The organism is Solimonas variicoloris DSM 15731 (assembly GCF_000382285.1).
GTDB lineage: Bacteria > Pseudomonadota > Gammaproteobacteria > Nevskiales > Nevskiaceae > Solimonas > Solimonas variicoloris.
The window spans coordinates 113,607-131,413 of record NZ_KB907930.1; the positions used below are offsets into that span (position 1 = coordinate 113,607).

A 17,807-nucleotide genomic window follows, 5' to 3' on the forward strand; every position below is an offset into this window, starting at 1 on the left:
TCCTCGTTAGCAGCCGCCCGACCCGGCAGCCCGTCGCTTCTACGTGGGCGCGCCGTGCCCGCAGGCGCGCGCTTGGCATTATGGCCGCAGACGATGAACTTTGTCGGTAAGAAATCGCCGCGCCAAAAAAATGGCCCACGCGAGGTGGGCCATCGAACGCAGGCGCAACGAAACCGGCCTCAGTGGCGCGGCTTGAAGACCGGCTCCTCGCCGGGCGCGAGTTCGCGCGGCTTGAGCAGGAACGAGGCGATCGCCGGCAGCAGCAGGATCGCGCCGAACATGTTCGCGGTGAACATGAACACCAGCAGCTTGCCCATGTCGCGCTGGAACTGCAGGCCCGACCACAGCCAGGTCGCGACGCCGATGCCGAGCGTGATGCCGGTGAACACCACCGCCTTGCCGGTCATCTTCAGCGTCTTGAAGTAGGCCTCGCGCAGCTTGTAGCCGCCGGCGGTGGCGTCGGCGAGCGTCGCGTAGACGTAGATGCCGTAGTCGACGCCGATGCCGGCGGCGAGTGCGACCACCGGCAGCGTCGCCACCTTCATGCCGATGCCGAGGATCGCCATCACCGCGTAGGCCATGAACGAGACCAGCGCCAGCGGCAGCATGATCGAGACGATCGACTGCCATTCGAAGAACGACAGGAACACGCAGATGATGATGCCGATGTAGACGATGTAGAGGATCGGCTTCTCGAGGCGGTGCACTTCCTCGTTGGTCGCCGCCATCACGCCGACGTTGCCGGTCGCCAGCGCGAAGTTCACCGGGCAGGCCTTGTCCATGCTCTTGAGCTTGTCCTTGGCTGCGGTGAACTTGTCGGTCAGGTCCTTGACCGTGGCGTTGCTGGCGATGTCCTCGTCGCTGAGCTTCTTGCCGCTCTTTTTCAGCTTCTCGACGTGCTTCTCCATCTTCACGCGGGCGACGCCGACCTCGCGGCGCGCCTCGAGCTTGGCATCGCAGTACTTGGCGTCGACGTCCTTGTGCGTCTCGAAGAACTCGGCGGCGTTGCTCGTGTTGAACGCCTTGGTCTTGTCGACGATGCGCTCGAGCGTCGCCGCGGTGTGGTCCTTGGTGAACACGAACACGGCGAGCGCCGAGCAATCCGGGCTGAGCAGGCCGGACGAGGTCGGGATCGGCGTGATCGCCTGCACGATCGCGTACTGGTTGCGCGGCAGCACGCGGAACTTCGGCGCCGCTTCCGAGAACGCCGAGTTGACCTGCTTGGCCGCCCACGGCAGCGACAGGATGCTCTGCACGCCGACCGTGTTCTCCATGTGCTGATCGAAGCGGTCGATCTGCTCCATCATGTCGTAGCGCACGCAGGACTCGGGGTCCATCTCGGCGACGACCTTGAAGATATCGGTGCCGATCGTGAAGTTGGCGTTGATCGCCGCCATGTCCTGGTTGAAGCGCGAGTCCGGCAGCAGCTCCGGCACGCCGGCCTGGCTGTCGCCGACCTGCAGTTCCTCGCCCTTCCACAAGCTCCAGCCGAACAGGCCCGCGCCGATGACGATGGCGATGACCGCCGGAGCCGGACGCACCATGTTCGAGATCAGCTTCCACAGCGGATCGAACACGCTATCGCGCGAATCCTGCTTCTGCTGGAAAGCGACCGGATCGCCGATGTCGACCCAGGTCAGCATGATCGGCATCATCACCTTGTTGGTGATGATGATCGCGGCCATGCCGAGCGTCGCGTTCAGCGCCATCTCGCGGATGATGTCGATCGGAATCAGGCCGATCAGCGCGAAGCCGACGACGTCGGTCATGATCGCCATCGTTCCGTAGATCGCCAGACGCCGCCAGGTTTCGAGCGAGGCGTCGAAGCTGTTGCGGCGATTCATCGTGATCTCGCCGACCCAGGCGTTGACGTACTGCACGCCGTGGCTGACCGACACCGCGAGAATCAGGAACGGCACCAGGATCGCGAACGGATCGAGGCCCTTGCCCATCAGGCGCAGCAGGCCGAACTCCCAGATCACGGCCGTGACCGAGCAGATCAGCGGCAGGATCGCCAGCTTGAAGCTGCCGACGTACAGCCACAGCAGGATCAGCGTCATCACCAGCGTCAGCAGGAAGAACAGCACGACCTGCATGGTGGCGTCGATGACGTCGCCGACGACCTTGGCAAAGCCGACGATGTGGACGTCGACATCGGGGTTGTACTGCGGGTTGTCGACGGTCTCCGTCGTCACCTCGTAGCCGTGCACGGTGATCGGCTCGGCGTTCGGATCGCGCGGATCGGCGACCGCGAAGTTCTGCAGCGCCAGCTTCCAGCCGTAGTCGACGAAGCCCTCGCCGACCTGGGTCCCCGCCTTCAGCGGGCCCTTGTCGCCCTTCAGCTTGTAAAGAATCTTCTTCGGATTGACGAAGCGGCCGCGCAGCTTCTCCTCCAGGCCCTGCGCCACCTTCTCGTAGTCGAGTTTCTCGCCGCTGACCGGATCGACTTCGAGCAGCTCGGAGTAGATCATCGCGCCGTTCTGGTCCTTGGCGACGTAGCGGCCGACGTGGCCGCCCTTGCCGACGTTGGCGCGGACGATGTCGAAATACTGCTGGGTCGGCTGGTAGTCGGCGGGGATCACGTTGCCGCCGGCGAAGCCGCCCTCGACGACCTCGATGTAGCGCACGTCCGGCGTGAAGATCGACGACACGCGCGAGCGGTCGACGCCCGGCAGGAAGAAGATCTCGTCGGTCGCCGTCTTCAGCGAGCTCAGGAACTTCTCGTTGTAGATGTCGCCCTTGTCCGGCTTCTGGACCAGCGCGATCAGCACCGTGTTGGCGCCGCCGAACTCGGCCATGTACTGCTTGAGCACCTGCATGTACGGATGCTCGAGCGGAATCGATTTGTCGAAGCCGGCGTCGCGCTTGATCTGCATCATCTGCAAGAACAGGAACACGGTGGCGATGACGAGGATCGCCATCGTCAGGCCGCGCCTGGCGTAGATCAGCGGTTCGATCGCGCGCAGGATGCGCTGCGTGCGGGTCAGTTCGTGGTTGTCGCTCATGGATATCGGGACCCGGTTACTTCAGCGGACGGGACAGCGGAATCGACTGCACGCCGGATTCGCCGACGGCGAGCAGAACGTCGCCGTACGGCAGCACGCCGGACAGCGGCGTGCCGGCCGGTGACTGCAGCGTCTCGACCTTGCCGTCCGCCGCGACCGTCACGATCACGCCGTTGAGCCCGACCAGCACCTCGCCGTCGCCCGGCACCGCGGCGCCGCCGAACATCGATGCGACGGTGCCGGCCTGCACCTGCGTCCACTTGCCCGAGCGCGCGTCGTCGCTGAGATAGACGTTGCCGCGCAGGCCGAACACGAGGGCGCCCTTTTCGCCGTGCGGCAGCACGCCGAAGTACGAGCCGTCGTACGGCGAGGCCTGCTTCTGCCAGCTGGCGCCGGCGTCGGTCGAGATCGCCATCAGGCCCTGCTCGCCGGCGATGAACAAATCGCCGTTGTTGAGCTTGGCGATCGCGTTCAGATGCAGCTCGTCTTCGTTGAAGCCGAGCGTGTCGACCTCGTTCCAGGTCGAGCCGGCGTCCGTGGTCTCCAGCATCAGGCCGTAGGCGCCGACCGCCAGAGCGCGCTGGGTGTCGAGCGCGAGCAGGCTCAGCACCGGCTTTTCGATCTCGGGCTGGAAGTTCTGCAGCTTCCAGGTGCGCCCGCCGTCCTCGGTGTGCAGGATCGCCGCGTCGTGGCCGGCGGCCCAGCCGTGCTGCGGGTCGGCGAACGCGACCGTGGTCAGCGCCGCGCGCACCGGCACCTCGACCTGCGCCCAGTCCTTGCCGTTGTTGGAAACGAGGATCGCGCCGCGGTCACCGACGGCGATCAGGTGCGCGCCGGTGTTCTTGATGTCGAGCAGCAGCGACTGCGGCGTGCGCGGCATGATCTCGGCCGGCATCGGCTTGACCGCGGCCGGCTGCGGCGACGACTCGCCCGCCGCTTCGTCCTGCGCCCATGAGGCGCTGCCGGCCAGCACGCCGAGCGCGGCCGCAGCGGCGAATCTCCAAGCTCTCTTCACGTCCATGAAACCCCCAAAACGCACGCGGCTGGCGCCGCCCGATTCTTACGATTCTTGAGACTGTCCGTTGCGGCGCTCAGCGCTGCGCATCACGGCTCAGTTTTCTGCCGCGCCGCGCGAGAGCGGACGGCCCGAAGTCGCCGGCTTCGATCGCGGGGTACGCGATCTCCGGGCCTTCGTTGTTGAGCGACTGGACAAGATAGCGGCCGCCCGGAAGATCGTACACCGTCTCCGCGACCGGCAGCTCGTACAGCCGGTCGTAGGCCATCACGCTGTGCGTCTCCTGCACCCGCCACAGCGCGTCGCGGTTGTCGTAGTTGTCGACCACGCGGATCTGCCAGCCGTCCTCGTCGAGATAGAAGCGGCGGTGGCGATAGAGGTGGCTGCTGCCGCGCTTGACCGTGGCATCGACCACCCACACGCGGCGCCGCTCGTAGCGCGCCAGATCCGGGTTCAGATGATGGCGGCCGACCAGCTCGCGGTACGGCACGGCATCGCTGTGCAGCGCATAGCTGTTGGCCGGCACCAGCAGCTCCTGCTTGCCGATCAGCTTGAAGTCGTAGCGGTCGAGCGGTCCGGAATAGGCATCGATCTGGTCGTTGGTGCGCAGATCGTCGGTGCCGATGCCGGAGGTGTCGTAGCCGAGGTTCGGCACGCGCTGCGTATGCTCGGCGCCGGTGCCGAACTGCCACAGGTGACGGCCGAAATCGGCGGCGCGGGCGACATCCTCGATCAGCAGACCGGCGCCGGCCAGCCGTTCCGGCGCCTCGAGCCATTGCAGGCGCTGCGACAGCACGCCGCGCGCGGCGCTCAGCTCGTAACCCTCCTCGCCGTAATCGAAACGCAGCTGCTCGCGCAGTTGCACCTGCGAGAAGTCGCCGCTGGCGGCGACCGCGAACTGCGCCGACACGCGCTCGGTGACCAGCGGCCGCCAGCGCAGGCGGTGATTCCACATCGCCTCGACGCCGTTCGCCGGCAGCGGGAACGGCACCGCCGTCGCCGCCTTGTCGAGCGTGCCGTCGACCAGCACCGCGCGCGTCGCGTTGGCGAGCGCGGCGGCGTAGACCGGCGGCGGATTGGCGAAGCTGCGCCGCGTCGCAAACACGCGCATGCGATAGCTGTCCGGGAACGCCGCGAACAGCGCGCGCTGCCCGGGCGTCAGCAGATCCTCGTACTGCGCCAGGTTCTCGGCGGTGACCACGTACAGCGGGCGATCATCCGGATAGGGGTCGCAGTAGCGCCCGCGCGACGTCTCGAAGCACGGCGGCGGCGCCGTCAGGCCGCCGCTCCATGCCGGGATCGTGCCGCTGGCATTGCCGGCGACTTCGGCGCCGAGCGGACTCAGGCGCGCGCCGAGCACGGCGGCGTCCTCCGGCGTGACATAGGCCCAGGCGGCCGACAGCATGCCGCCGAGCACGGCAGCGACGCAGAACCTCACTGTTAGCGGAGCCGTTCTTCTTGCTTTTGTCACGCCCCGGTCCACTTCTCGGATTCGGACCATCTGCCGAGTGTAGGGCGGCATCGGGGCAGCAGCCATAGCCCGAGCGCAGCGGACGGCCGTCAGACCGGCAAAGCGTCGGCATCGCGCGCGCCGAAGCCCAGCGCAGCCGGCCGAACGCTACCCGCCTTCAGTCGCGCCAGATCAGCGTCGCCATGCGGCCGGTCTGCGGCGCGCGGCGGAACGAATAGAAGCGCGCGGCATCGGCGTAGGTGCAGAGGCCGCCGCCGTGCACGCGCGTCAGGCCGAGCGCCGCCAGCCGCAGGCGCGCCAGCTGGTAGAGATCGGCCATCCAGCGATCGCCCGATCGGCGCCGGAACGCCACGTCGGCCTGCGCCTGGCGCTCGACGAACGCCGCCCGCACTTCCGGACCGACCTCGAAATGCGCCGGGCCGATCGCAGCGCCGAGCCAGGCCAGCAGCCGCGACGGCGGACACGGCGCGCAGGCGACGGTCGCCTCGAGCACGCCGCCGGCGAGACCGCGCCAGCCGGCGTGCGCGGCGCCGATCCACGAGCCGTCGTCGGCGCAGAACAGCACCGGCAGGCAATCGGCGGTCAGAATCGCGCAGATCACGCCGGCCCGCGTCGTGGCGCTGGCGTCGGCCTCCGGCGCGGTGCCGTCGAGCGCCGCCGCGTCGACCACGGTCGTGCCATGCACCTGCCGCAGCCAGGCCGGCTCGGCCGGCAGGTCCAGCGCCGCGCGCAGCCGCGCGCGATTGGCGGCGACCCGCTCGGGATCGTCGCCGGTGTTGCTGCCGAGATTGAGCGCCGCGCAGGGACCGCCGGAATCACCGCCGGCGCGCGTCGTCTGCAGCGCGTGCACGCCGGGCGGCGCCGGCCAGTCGGCGTGGACGAAGTCGAGCGGCGCCGGCACGGCGGCGGCTACTTCAGCTCGCCGCGTGCATGCGCGCGCAGCAGCGCCAGCAGGTCCTGCATGTCGGCCGGCGGCTCGGCGACCGCGCCGATGCGCTTGCCGCTGCTCGGATGCGTGACTTCGAGCTCGCGCGCATGCAGCGCCTGGCGCGGGAAAGCCTTGAGCGTGTCGCGCAGCAGCGGCGGCAGGCCCGCGCCGCGCATCGGCCCGCCGTAGAGGAAGTCGCCGACGATCGGTTTGCGGATATGGGCCATGTGCACACGGATCTGGTGCGTGCGCCCGGTTTCGAGGCGCACGCGCACGTGCGTGTGCTGCGCGAAACGCTCGTGCACCCGGTAGTGCGTGACCGCCGGCCGGCCGTCGTCGACGACCGCCATTTTCAAGCGGTCGCGCGGATGGCGGCCGATCGGCGCGTCGATGGTGCCGCCGGCGATCATCTCGCCCTGCACGATGGCGTCGTACTCGCGCGTGAACTCGCGCCGCGCCAGCTCGTCGACCAGCTTGTGATGCGCTTTCAGCGTCAGCGCCACGACCAGCAGGCCCGAGGTGTCCTTGTCGAGGCGATGGACGATGCCGGCACGCGGCACCGCCGCGGTCTGCGGAAAATGGTGCAGCAGCGCGTTCTGCAGGGTACTGGCGCGCTGGCCGGCGCCCGGATGCACGGTCAGGCCGGCCGGCTTGTTGATGATGGCGATCGCCTTGTCGGCGTGCACGACCTCGATCGGGATGTCCTGCGGCTCGACGCCGGTCTCCTGCTCGGGCTCGGCGTCGAGCTCGAGGTGGTCGCCGCCGGCGACCGGATGGCGCGTCTTCTGCTGGGCGACGCCGTTGACGCGCACGCGCCCGGCCTCGATCCAGCCCTGCAGACGGGCCCGCGAATAGGCGTCGAACAGCTTGGCGCAGGCGACGTCGAGCCGGCTGCCGTCAAGCGACTCGGGAACCTCGGCGCTCAGATGCAGGTCTTCTTCGTCCGCGGATGCGGGGCTCAAGCTATACTCCTGGGACATCGCTCGATGTTTGGCCATCAATGAAATTCAGATATTTTGCCGTGGCGCTGGCCGCCGTCGGCCTTGTCGCGTGCAGTTCCAATCCAGACAAGGCGCCGACGCGGAACCCGTTCAAGCCTGATGAGGTGTCGCAGCGCGAACAGCGTCTGCAGGCCGGCCAATTGTACGCGGCGGCGCGCGATGCGCTGGATTCGGCCGACTACAACACCGCGATCCAGCGCTACACGACGCTGGCGACCCGCTTTCCGTTCACCGACTACGCGGTGCAGGGACAGCTCGAGAAAGTCTACGCCGAGTACCGCTCGTACAAGTCGGACGAGGCGCTGACCGACGCCGACCGCTTCCTGCGCGACTACCCGCGCCACCCGAACGCCGACTACATCCAGTACCTCAAGGGCCTGGTCAACTTCGAGCGCGACCGCGGCTTCGAGGCCATGCTCGGCGCCGACATCTCGAAGCGCGACGTCACCAATCTGCGCCGTGCGTTCGACGACTTCCAGCTGCTGGCCCAGAAGTACCCGAGCAGCAAGTACGTCGGCGACGCGCGCCTGCGCATGATCAACCTGCGCAATCGCATCGCCGACCATGAAATGACCGTGGTGCGCTACTACATGCGCCGCGGCGCGTACATCGCCGCCGCCAAGCGTGCCGAGCAGATCGTCGCGCAGTACCCGGGCTCGCCGATCACCGTCGAGGCGCTCGCCGCGCTTGAGAAGGCGTATCGCAGCATCGGCCTCAACGATCAGGCCGACGACGCTCACAAGCTGTATCAGGCGTACATGAACCCGAACTGGGCAGCGCCGGCCGAAGCGCTGCCGCCGGCCCGCCCGGCGCCGGCCACTCCGGCGCCCGCGCCGGAGGCGCCGCAAGCACCGGCTTCGCAGAACCTGCCGTCGTCGTCCTGAAGCCGCCGACCGCCTTCAAAGCGCCAACGAAAATGCCCGCCTGATGGCGGGCATTTTCGTTGGTGGCCGGCGCCGCGGCGGTTCAGATGTCGCCGTAGACGGCCGTGATCGGATAACGGCGCTCGCGACCGAACGCGCAGCGCGTGACCTTCGGCCCCGGCGGCGCCTGACGGCGCTTGTACTCGGAGCGGCGCACGAGGCCGGCGACGCGCTTGACGGTCGCCTCGTCGAACCCGCGCGCGACGATTTCGGGGATCGACAGCTGGTTCTCGACATACAGTTCGAGGAGCGGGTCGAGCACCTCGTACGGCGGCAGCGAGTCCGAATCTTTCTGATCCGGCCGCAGCTCGGCGCTCGGCGGACGCGTGATGACGCGCTCCGGGATCACCGGCCGGCCGGCCGGCGCCAGCGTGTTGCGATACACGGCGAGCCGGTAGACCAGCGTCTTGTAGACGTCTTTGATCGGCGCAAAGCCGCCGCACATGTCGCCGTACAGCGTCGAGTAGCCAACCGCCATCTCGCTCTTGTTGCCGGTGGTCAGCACCACGTGGCCGAACTTGTTCGACAGCGCCATCAGCAGCACGCCGCGCGAGCGCGACTGGATGTTCTCCTCGGTGAGGTCGACCGGCTTGCCGGCGAAGGCTTCGGCCAGCGTGCCGGTGAAGGCCTCGAAGGCCGGCTCGATCGGCAGCAGCGAGTAGCGGATGCCGAGCGCCTCGGCCTCGAGGCGCGCGTCGTCGTTGGACATGCCGGCGGTGTAGCGTGAGGGCAGCGACACGCCCCAGACGCGGTCGGCGCCGAGGGCGTCGGCCGCGATCGTCGCGACCAGCGCCGAGTCGATGCCGCCGGACAGGCCGATCAGCGCGCCCGGAAAACCGTTGCGGTTGACGTAGTCGCGCACCGACTGCACCAGTCCGCGATAAACGATGGCCTCGAGCGGCTGTTCGTCGCGCCGCACTCCGTCCTGCCAGCGACCGTCGGCGAAGCGCAGCGCGAACACGCCCTCCTCGAACAGCGGCGCCGAGAACGCCAGCCCGCCGTCGCCGTCGACGGCCGTCGAGTCGCCGTCGAACAGCACTTCATCCTGACCGCCGACGCAGTTCACGTAGGCGATCGGCAGGCCCGATTCGGCGGCGCGCGAGTCGAACACGCGGCGCCGCGCCGCGGTCTTGCCGATGTCGAACGGCGAGGCGTTGATATTGATCAGCAGCTGGGCGCCGGCCTTGGCGGCCAGCGCCGCCGGATTCGGTCCCCACAGATCCTCGCAGATGCAGAGCCCGACGCGCAGGCCGTTCTGCTCGAACACCAGCGTGCCGCCGCGGCCGGCGCGGAAGTGGCGACGCTCATCGAACACGCCGTAGTTCGGCAGCAGCTGCTTGCGCGTGCGGGCGAGGACGCGGCCGTCGCGGATCACGTAGGCGGCGTTGTAGATGACGCGCTCGCCGGCCTCGTCGGCGTACTCCGGCAGCCCGACGATGACGGTGATGCCGCGCACCTCGTCGAGCAGGCGCTGCACACCTTCGGCGATCACGCGCGGCATCGCCGAACGCAGCAGCAGATCGTCGGGCGGATAGCCGATCAGCGACAGCTCGGGCGTCGCGACCAGATCGGCCTTGAGCACGTCGCGCGCGTGCGTCGCGGCGTCGATGATCTTCTGGACGTTGCCTTCGACGTCGCCGACCCAGAGGTTGAGCTGCGCGAGCGCGAGTTTGAGTGTGTTCGACATGGATGTGACTTTAGCGTGGAAAACGAAACGGCGGCCCGGAGGCCGCCGTTTCTCACACCTGCGATGAAGCGTCGCTTACTTGAGCAGCGACAGCATCGCCGCGCCGAGGTCGGCCGGCGAGCGCACCGTCTTGACGCCGGCCGCTTCGAGCGCCGCGAACTTCTCGTCCGCCGTGCCCTTGCCGCCGGCGATGATCGCGCCGGCATGGCCCATGCGCTTGCCCGGCGGCGCGGTGACGCCGGCGATGTAGGCGACCACCGGCTTCTTGACGTTGCCCTTGATGTAGGCCGCCGCCTCTTCCTCGGAAGAGCCGCCGATTTCGCCGACCATGATGATGCCTTCGGTCTCCGGATCCTTCTCGAACAGCGAGATCACGTCGATGAAGCCCATGCCGCGGACCGGATCGCCGCCGATGCCGACGCAGGTCGACTGGCCGAGACCGTTCTGCGTGGTCTGGTAGACGGTTTCATAGGTCAGCGTGCCCGAGCGCGAGACGACGCCGATCTTGCCCGGCTTGTGGATGTGACCCGGCATGATGCCGATCTTGCACTGTCCCGGCGTGATGACGCCCGGGCAGTTCGGGCCGACCAGCACGGCGTCCGGATACTCGGCGCGCAGCGTGGCCTTGACCTTGATCATGTCGTTGACCGGGATGCCTTCGGTGATGCAGATGATCACCTTGATGCCGGCATCGGCGGCTTCGAGGATCGCGTCCGCGGCGCCCGGCGCCGGCACGTAGATCATCGTCGCATCGGCGCCGGTGGCACTGACCGCGTCGTGCGCAGTGTTGAAGACCGGCAGGTTCAGATGCGTGCCGCCGCCCTTGCCCGGCGAGACGCCGCCGACCATCTTGGTGCCGTAGGCGATCGCCTGTTCGGAGTGGAAGGTGCCCTGCTTGCCGGTGAAGCCCTGGCAGATGACCTTGGTGTTCTTGTCGATGAGGATGGACATGTCTTACTTACCCTGCGCGAGCTTGACGACGGTCTGGGCCGCCTCGGTGAGATCGGAAACCGGCGTGATCGCGAAACCCGATTCGCGCAGCAGGGCCTGACCCTTCTCCATGTTGGTGCCCTGCAGACGGGCGACGACCGGAATCTTCAGGCCGGTCTGCTTGACCGCGGCGATGATGCCTTCGGCGATCAGGTCGCAGCGCACGATGCCGCCGAAGATGTTGATGAAGATCGCCTTCACTTCCGGCGACGAGGTGATCAGCTTGAACGCCTCGGTGACCTTCTCGGCGGTGGTGCCGCCGCCGACGTCGAGGAAGTTCGCCGGCTGGCCACCGTGCAGCTTGACGATGTCCATCGTCGCCATGGCGAGGCCGGCGCCGTTGACCATGCAGCCGATGTTGCCTTCGAGCGTGACGTAGTTGAGGTCGTACTTCGAGGCGAGGCGCTCGCGCTCGTCTTCCTGCGAAGGATCGCGCTGCGCGGCGATCTCCTTCTGGCGGAACAGCGCGTTGTCGTCGAAGTTGAGCTTGCCGTCGAGCGCCATGATGTTGCCTTCGGCGGTGACGATCAGCGGGTTGATCTCGACCAGTGAGGCATCGCACTCGGTGAAGATCTTGTACAGACCGGTCAGGGTCTTGGTGAACTGCTCGACCTGTTCCTTGTTGAGGTCCAGGAAGAAGCCCAGCTCGCGCGCCTGATACGGCTGCAGGCCGGCGGTCGGCGAGACGAACACGTGCTTGATGCGCTCCGGCGTCTCGTGCGCGACCTTTTCGATGTCCATGCCGCCGTCCGGCGAGGCCATGAACACGATCTTTTCCTGCGTGCGGTCGACCAGCGCCGACAGGTACAGCTCGCGGGCGATGTTCGACGGCTTCTCGACGTAGACCGCGTTCACCGGCAGACCCTTGGCGTCGGTCTGGATGGTGGCGAGGTTCTTGCCGAGCATGGCCTTGGCGGCTTCCTCGGCAGCGTCCGGACCGTCGACCAGCTTGACGCCGCCGGCCTTGCCGCGGGCGCCGGCGTGGATCTGCGCCTTGACGACGACTTTCTCGGTGCCGAGCTGCTTGGCTGCAGCGCGCGCCTGCTCCGGGCTGGACGCCAGCAGACCTTGCGGGACCGGGATGCCGTAACGCGCAAACAGTTCTTTTGCTTGATATTCGTGGAGATTCATTGCGTTGTTAACCGATTGGGGCGTGCGTAGCGCGCGGCATTCTCGCCCAGAGCATGGGCGGGACGCAAAAATCATTGGCCGTGCCGGCCGGTGGCTCCCGGCCGGGCGGCCGCCGGCCGCGACGCGGCGGCGATAGAATGCCGCTTCCGCCTGCCGGCTTTAGCGTCGATGAATCTCTTCCGCCTCCTGCTGCTCGGTGCAGCCCTGTACATCGTCTGGCGCCTGGTGTCGGTGGCGCGGCGCGCCGCCACGCAGCAGCGGCCGCCGGCACCGCGCCCGCCGCCGCCGTCCGCGCATTACGAACCGATGGCGCGCTGCGCCCGCTGCAGCACCTACCTGCCGGCCGGCTCGCTGTCACGCGCCGGACTCTGCGGTCGCTGCAGCGAATAAGCGGTGATCCGTACCGAGGCCGCTGCCGGGCGCAGCGAGGACTGGCGCATCCTGGCCATCCTCGGCCCGTACCGGCTGCTGCTGGTCGCGGTGCTGCTGTTCCTGTTCCGGCTCGGCTACGCGCCGGATTATTTCGAATCGGTACCGCCGAAGCTGTTCAGCTTCAGTTGCCTGGCCTACGCCGGACTGGCACTGGTGCTGCAGTTCCTGGCGCTGAACAAGCGCTTCGCGCTGGTCGCGCAGACGCTGCTGCACTTCGGCGTCGATCTGGCGGCGATCGGCCTGCTCGTCTACACCACCGGCGGTGTCGGCGGCGGCCTCGGCGTGCTGCTGGTGCCGCCGCTGGTCGGCTGCAGCCTGGTGCTGGCGCCGCGACTCGCGGCCGTGCTCGCGGCCGCCGCAACGCTGACCATCTTCGGCGAGGAAACCTTCCGCCAGCTGCGCCAGCTGTACTTCGACAGCAGCGATTTCTCGCAGGCCGGCCTGCTCGGCCTGATGTTCTTCGCATCGAGCCTGACCGCGGCGATGGTCGGCCAGCGCGCGCGGCGCAGCGAAGCCGTTGCCGCCCGCGTCGGCAGCGAGTTCGTCAACCTGACGCGGCTCAACGACAACATCATCGCGGCGATGCAGTCGGGCGTGCTGGTGGTCGACGCCGACGGCCGCGTGCGTACCGCCAACGCCGCCGCACTGCGCCTGACCGCGGGCGCGGCCCGTGCCGACGCGCGGCTCACCGAAGCGCTGCCGGCGCTGCAGGTCGCGCTCGACGACTGGCGCTACGGCTTCGACCTCGAACCGCCGAGCGCGGTCGAGGCGCCCGGCGGGCGGGCGCTGCTGCCGCGCTTCACGCGACTCGGCTGGGCGGAACAGTCGCCGGTGCTGATCATGCTCGATGACGCCGCAGCGCTGCGGGCGCAGGCGCAGCAAATGAAACTCGCGGCGCTCGGCCGCCTGTCGGCCAACATCGCGCACGAGATCCGCAATCCGCTGTCGGCGATCTCCCAGGCCGGCCAGCTGCTCGCCGAGCAGCCGGATCTCGATCCGGGCAACCGTCGCCTGCTGGAAATGATCCAGCGGCATGCCGGCCGCATCGAGCAGATCGTGCGCAACGTGCTCGAGATCAGCCGCCGCGACGGCAGCAGCCGGCAGGCCTTCAACCTGCGTGACGCGCTGCGTCGCTACGCCGCGCAGTATCACGAGAGCCACCCGCAGGAGCCGCGTCCGATCGAATTCGGCGAGATTCCGCCGGCGCTGACCGTTGCGTTCGCGCTCGAACAGCTGCAGCAGGTGCTTTGCAATCTGTGGGACAACAGCTTCGCGCACGGGCGTCACGGCGATCCCCTGCGCGTCCGTCTCGATGCCGGCATCGAGGCGTCGAGCGGCCTGCCCTATCTCGACGTTGCCGACGACGGCCCGGGCATACCGGCGGAGCTCGCCGACCGCATCTTCGAACCGTTCTTCACGACGCATCACGCCGGCACCGGCCTGGGCCTTTATCTGTCGCGCGAGCTCTGCGAATACAATCAGGCCCGCCTCAGCTATGTGCGCCGCGCCCGCGGGGCCTGCTTCCGCATCGTCTTCTCCGCACCCGAACCGCGTTCCGACTCGCGATGACCGCCAGCAAAGCCACCGTCCTGATCGTCGACGACGAGCCGGATATCCGCGAACTCGTCGAGATCACGCTGGGCCGCATGAATCTGCAGACAACGGCGGCGGCAACGCTCGCCGAGGCGCGAAGCCGCCTGGCCGAGCGGCACTTCGAGCTGTGCATCACCGACATGCGCCTGCCGGACGGCAGCGGCATCGAGCTGGTCGCGCAGATCAACCGCCAGTACCCGCAGACGCCGGTCGCCGTCATCACCGCGTACGGCAATGCCGAGGCCGCCGTCGACAGCCTGAAAGCCGGCGCCTTCGACTTCGTGTCCAAGCCGGTCGACATCGCCGTGCTGCGCAAGCTCGTCGACACGGCGCTGCGGCTGCGCGCCGAGACGGAGCCGGCCGGCGCCGGCGAGCCGCCGGTGCTGCTCGGCGAGCACGAAAGCATCCGCCAACTGCGCGCGCTGATCGAGCGCCTGGCGCGCAGCCAGGCGCCGGTGCACATCGCCGGCGAATCCGGCACCGGCAAGGAGCTGGTCGCCAAGCTGATCCACCACAAGGGGCCGCGCGCGGCGGGCCCGTTCGTGCCGGTCAACTGCGGCGCGATTCCGTCGGAGCTGATGGAAAGCGAATTCTTCGGCCACCTGAAGGGCAGCTTCACCGGCGCGCATCGCGACAAGGCCGGGCTGTTCCAGGCCGCCGAGAACGGCACCCTTTTTCTCGACGAAGTCGCCGACCTGCCGGCGCATATGCAGGTCAAGCTGCTGCGCGCCCTGCAGGAGCGCGCGGTGCGGCCAGTCGGCAGCGAAGGCGAAGTGCCGGTCAACGTGCGCGTGATCTCGGCGACGCACAAGCATCTCGCCGATCTGGTCGCCGCCGGACAATTCCGCCAGGATCTTTACTACCGACTCAACGTCATCGAGGTTCACACGCCGCCGCTGCGCGCCCGCGCCAGCGACATTCCGATGCTGGCGCACCACGTGCTCGGCAAGCTGGCGCGTGACCTCGGCCTGCGGCGCCTGCCGGCGCTCGACGCTTCGGCGCTCGCGGCACTTCAGGCCTATCCGTTCCCCGGCAACGTCCGCGAGCTCGAGAACATCCTTGAACGCGCGGCCACCCTGTCCGACGGCGAACGGATCTCCGCCGCCGATCTGCAACTGCGCGACGCGGCACCGATCGCGGCGGTCGCCGCGCCCGCCGCTGCGGCGCTCGGCGACCAGATCGAAGAAATCGAAAAACGGGCGATCCGCGAGGCGCTGCAGAAGACGCGCTACAACAAGACGCGCGCCGCCGAGTTGCTCGGCATGTCGTTCCGGGCCCTGCGCTACCGCATCAAGAAACTCGGCCTCGACGCCGAATAAGCACATCGCCCGCAATTCTTGGACGAAGGCCGCGACGGATCGCGATACTGTCGGGCCCGACGAACGGCGGAGCCGTTTACGAAGCTTCTGTTACACTCGCGCCATAACGGGGCGTAGATGACCCCGTAGGACGAAGAAGCTGCGGAAGAGGAGTCGCAAGCAGTGGCATGGAGCTTGCGAAGACGCAGGCCTCCAGGAGAGTAATCATTGTCCAACCGACATCCGAGGGTCGCGCATCTGCGCGGCGTACGTGCGTTCCCGCGGTCTGCTCTGCGCCGTCGGCGCAGCGCACCGCTCGAACAGGCCCCGGCGGGAATCGCCTGGGCCGCGACATCGGCAGATGACACGGTTCAGCAGATTCTCGACAACACGCTGCGTTCCGCCTGCGCCGTGATCGGCGCGCGAGGCGGCTTCGTCGTGCAGCTGCGCGACGATACGGTCCTCGAAATCGCCTGCGCGCATGCCCTGCCCGGTCAGGACGTGTTCGACGCCGTGCTCGGCACGGCGTCCCGCGCGCTGCATTGCGCGCTGCTCGAAGGCCGGCGCGGACTGGCCTGCCCTGGCGGCAAGCTGCTCGAGGCGCGGCAGCAGGCCGCACCGGCGGTGATCAGCCTGCCGCTCGAGCTCGGCGCGCGCCGGCAGGGCGCGTTCTGCCTGCTGCGCGAGGACAGCGACCGCGCGCTCAACGAACTCGACTTCGAAATCCTCGACGCGCTCGCCGGTCAGGCGGCGCTGGCGCTCGCTGCCGCCTGCCAGCGCAGCGCCCTGAATCGCCTCGAAGCCAGCCTGAACGCGATCGGGCCGCAGACGCACTGAAAATGGATGTGCTGCGGCCATCGGCGGCAGGCGCGGACGAACGCGCGGATGCGCGCGCCGATGATCCGGAGACCTTCCGTCTCGCGGTCCTGCGCCAGGTCCAGGAGCTGACCGCCGACAACCAGCGCCTGCTGCAGTCGGTGGTCCGCAGCGAGAAACGCTTTCGCACCCTCGCCAAGTCGGTCTGGCACGTCCAGGAAGAGGAGCGCCGCCGCCTCGCCCGCGACCTGCATGACGGCATCGGTCAGACGCTGACCGCGCTCGCCAACCAGCTGCAGCGCATCTACGACGACGCCCGCGGCGCCGGCAATCTCGGCCTCGAACACCGCCTCGCCGACGCCCTCGACATCACCCGCGGTGCGCTGCACGACACGCGCGAACTGTCGCGCCTGCTGCGACCGACGCTACTCGACGATCTCGGCCTCGACGCCGCGCTTGCCTGGCTCGCGCGCACGCTTTCCGAACGCGCCGGTCTGCACATCGGCTTCCATTCGGAACTCGACGAGCAGCGTCTGCACCCGGACGTCGAAACCCTCCTGTTCCGCATCACGCAGGAAGCCCTGACCAACGTCATCCGCCACAGCGACGCGCGTGCGGCGCGCGTGCTGATCAAGCACACGCCGATGCTGCTGATCCTGCGCGTCGAGGATGACGGCCACGGCTTCGATACGGCCCAGGTCGCACACGCCGAGCGCAACGCGTCCAGCTCCGGCCTGCGCGGCATGCGCGACCGCGCCGAGCTGTTCGGTGGCCGCGTCGAGATCCGTTCGGCGCCCGGCCAAGGTACCGTGGTACAACTGACGCTCACTCTCGACGGTCCGGATACGGACGCCACGACGACGCTATGAATCCGATTCGCCTGCTGGTCGCCGACGACCACACCATCGTTCGCGAGGGCCTGGTCTCGATGCTCGAGGAAACCGGGGAGTGCCAGGTCGTCGCGCAGGCCGCCGATGGCTACGAAGCGGTATCGCTGGCCGGCAAGACCAAGCCCGACATCGTCGTCACCGACATTTCGATGCCACGCATGTCGGGCCTCGAAGTCGTCAAGCGGGTGCGCGCCGAGTTGCCGGGCACGCGCACGCTGGTGCTGACCGTGCACGAGGAAGACGAATACATCCTGCCGATCCTGCGCGCCGGCGCCAACGGCTTTCTCAACAAGGACACCTCGGTGTCCGAGCTGATGACGGCGATCAAGTCGATCCACGCCGGCAAGCCTTACTTCGGACCGCGCGCGACCAAGGCGCTGGCCGAACGCCAGCACCGCTCGCGCGATCATGGCGACGATCCCTATGCGAGCCTGACCGCGCGCGAGCGCGAGGCCTTCCATCTCGTCATCCAGGGCAAGACGACGAAGGAGATCGCGCAGATCCTCGACATCGGCGTGAAGACGGCCGAGAACCATCGCGCGCGCATGATGGAAAAGCTGGGCCTGCGCAACACCGCCGAGGTCGTCCGTTTCGCCGCGCTGCGCGGCCTGCTGACCTGAACGCCGC

15 protein-coding genes are annotated in these 17,807 nt (G+C 68.2%); 7 read left to right on the forward strand and 8 right to left on the reverse strand.

Annotated features, from left to right (window positions below; all coding sequences use genetic code 11):
- Positions 1 to 179: 179 nt before the first annotated feature.
- From H149_RS0109565 to rluD, 5 genes are all read right to left on the reverse strand, one after another.
- Positions 180 to 3,005, reverse strand: a complete 2,826-nt coding sequence (locus H149_RS0109565) for an efflux RND transporter permease subunit (protein ID WP_020649531.1) — start codon at positions 3,003 to 3,005, stop codon at positions 180 to 182.
- A 16-nt stretch (positions 3,006 to 3,021) separates the two neighbouring features.
- Complete coding sequence (locus H149_RS0109570; protein WP_026353041.1) at positions 3,022 to 4,026, reverse strand: WD40/YVTN/BNR-like repeat-containing protein; 1,005 nt, start codon at positions 4,024 to 4,026, stop codon at positions 3,022 to 3,024.
- 70 nt (positions 4,027 to 4,096) lie between these two features.
- Positions 4,097 to 5,458, reverse strand: coding sequence for a DUF1329 domain-containing protein (locus H149_RS0109575; protein ID WP_026353042.1), 1,362 nt, complete (start codon positions 5,456 to 5,458; stop codon positions 4,097 to 4,099).
- Positions 5,459 to 5,648: 190 nt separating this feature from the next.
- Positions 5,649 to 6,392 carry a peptidoglycan editing factor PgeF gene (gene pgeF, locus H149_RS0109580; RefSeq protein WP_020649534.1) on the reverse strand — a complete coding sequence of 248 codons (744 nt, stop codon included), beginning with the start codon at positions 6,390 to 6,392 and terminating at the stop codon, positions 5,649 to 5,651.
- An 8-nt stretch (positions 6,393 to 6,400) separates the two neighbouring features.
- On the reverse strand, positions 6,401 to 7,381 hold the full coding sequence (gene rluD, locus H149_RS0109585; RefSeq protein ID WP_020649535.1) for a 23S rRNA pseudouridine(1911/1915/1917) synthase RluD: 981 nt from the start codon (positions 7,379 to 7,381) through the stop codon (positions 6,401 to 6,403).
- A gap of 38 nt (positions 7,382 to 7,419) precedes the next feature.
- Between rluD and H149_RS20455 the strand changes: the two genes are divergently transcribed.
- Positions 7,420 to 8,304, forward strand: a complete 885-nt coding sequence (locus H149_RS20455) for an outer membrane protein assembly factor BamD (protein WP_169518331.1) — start codon at positions 7,420 to 7,422, stop codon at positions 8,302 to 8,304.
- Positions 8,305 to 8,386: 82 nt separating this feature from the next.
- Here the strand turns inward: H149_RS20455 and H149_RS0109600 are convergent, their stop codons facing one another.
- From H149_RS0109600 to sucC, 3 genes are all read right to left on the reverse strand, one after another.
- Positions 8,387 to 10,030 (reverse strand): NAD+ synthase, encoded by a 1,644-nt coding sequence (locus H149_RS0109600; RefSeq protein WP_020649537.1) that lies wholly within the window; start codon positions 10,028 to 10,030, stop codon positions 8,387 to 8,389.
- 75 nt (positions 10,031 to 10,105) lie between these two features.
- Positions 10,106 to 10,981: a succinate--CoA ligase subunit alpha gene (gene sucD / locus H149_RS0109605; RefSeq protein ID WP_020649538.1), complete on the reverse strand. Its 876-nt coding sequence runs from the start codon at positions 10,979 to 10,981 to the stop codon at positions 10,106 to 10,108.
- A 3-nt stretch (positions 10,982 to 10,984) separates the two neighbouring features.
- Positions 10,985 to 12,151 (reverse strand): ADP-forming succinate--CoA ligase subunit beta, encoded by a 1,167-nt coding sequence (gene sucC, locus H149_RS0109610; RefSeq protein ID WP_020649539.1) that lies wholly within the window; start codon positions 12,149 to 12,151, stop codon positions 10,985 to 10,987.
- A gap of 168 nt (positions 12,152 to 12,319) precedes the next feature.
- Between sucC and H149_RS20460 the strand changes: the two genes are divergently transcribed.
- The 6 genes from H149_RS20460 (at position 12,320) to H149_RS0109640 (ending at position 17,800) form a co-directional block, all read left to right on the forward strand.
- Positions 12,320 to 12,541, forward strand: a complete 222-nt coding sequence (locus H149_RS20460) for a hypothetical protein (RefSeq protein ID WP_020649540.1) — start codon at positions 12,320 to 12,322, stop codon at positions 12,539 to 12,541.
- A gap of 3 nt (positions 12,542 to 12,544) precedes the next feature.
- Positions 12,545 to 14,152: a sensor histidine kinase gene (locus H149_RS20465; RefSeq protein ID WP_020649541.1), complete on the forward strand. Its 1,608-nt coding sequence runs from the start codon at positions 12,545 to 12,547 to the stop codon at positions 14,150 to 14,152.
- Positions 14,149 to 15,495 (forward strand): sigma-54-dependent transcriptional regulator, encoded by a 1,347-nt coding sequence (locus tag H149_RS0109625; RefSeq protein ID WP_020649542.1) that lies wholly within the window; start codon positions 14,149 to 14,151, stop codon positions 15,493 to 15,495. The genes H149_RS20465 and H149_RS0109625 overlap by 4 nt, the downstream gene beginning before the upstream one ends.
- Positions 15,496 to 15,702: 207 nt before the next feature.
- Entirely contained in the window at positions 15,703 to 16,311 is a 609-nt protein-coding gene (locus tag H149_RS0109630) for a GAF domain-containing protein (protein WP_083930907.1), read from the forward strand.
- Between the two features lie 2 nt (positions 16,312 to 16,313).
- On the forward strand, positions 16,314 to 17,159 hold the full coding sequence (locus H149_RS0109635; RefSeq protein ID WP_020649544.1) for a sensor histidine kinase: 846 nt from the start codon (positions 16,314 to 16,316) through the stop codon (positions 17,157 to 17,159).
- Positions 17,156 to 17,800 (forward strand): response regulator, encoded by a 645-nt coding sequence (locus H149_RS0109640; protein WP_020649545.1) that lies wholly within the window; start codon positions 17,156 to 17,158, stop codon positions 17,798 to 17,800. Before H149_RS0109635 ends, H149_RS0109640 begins: the two co-directional genes overlap by 4 nt.
- Positions 17,801 to 17,807 lie beyond the last annotated feature (7 nt).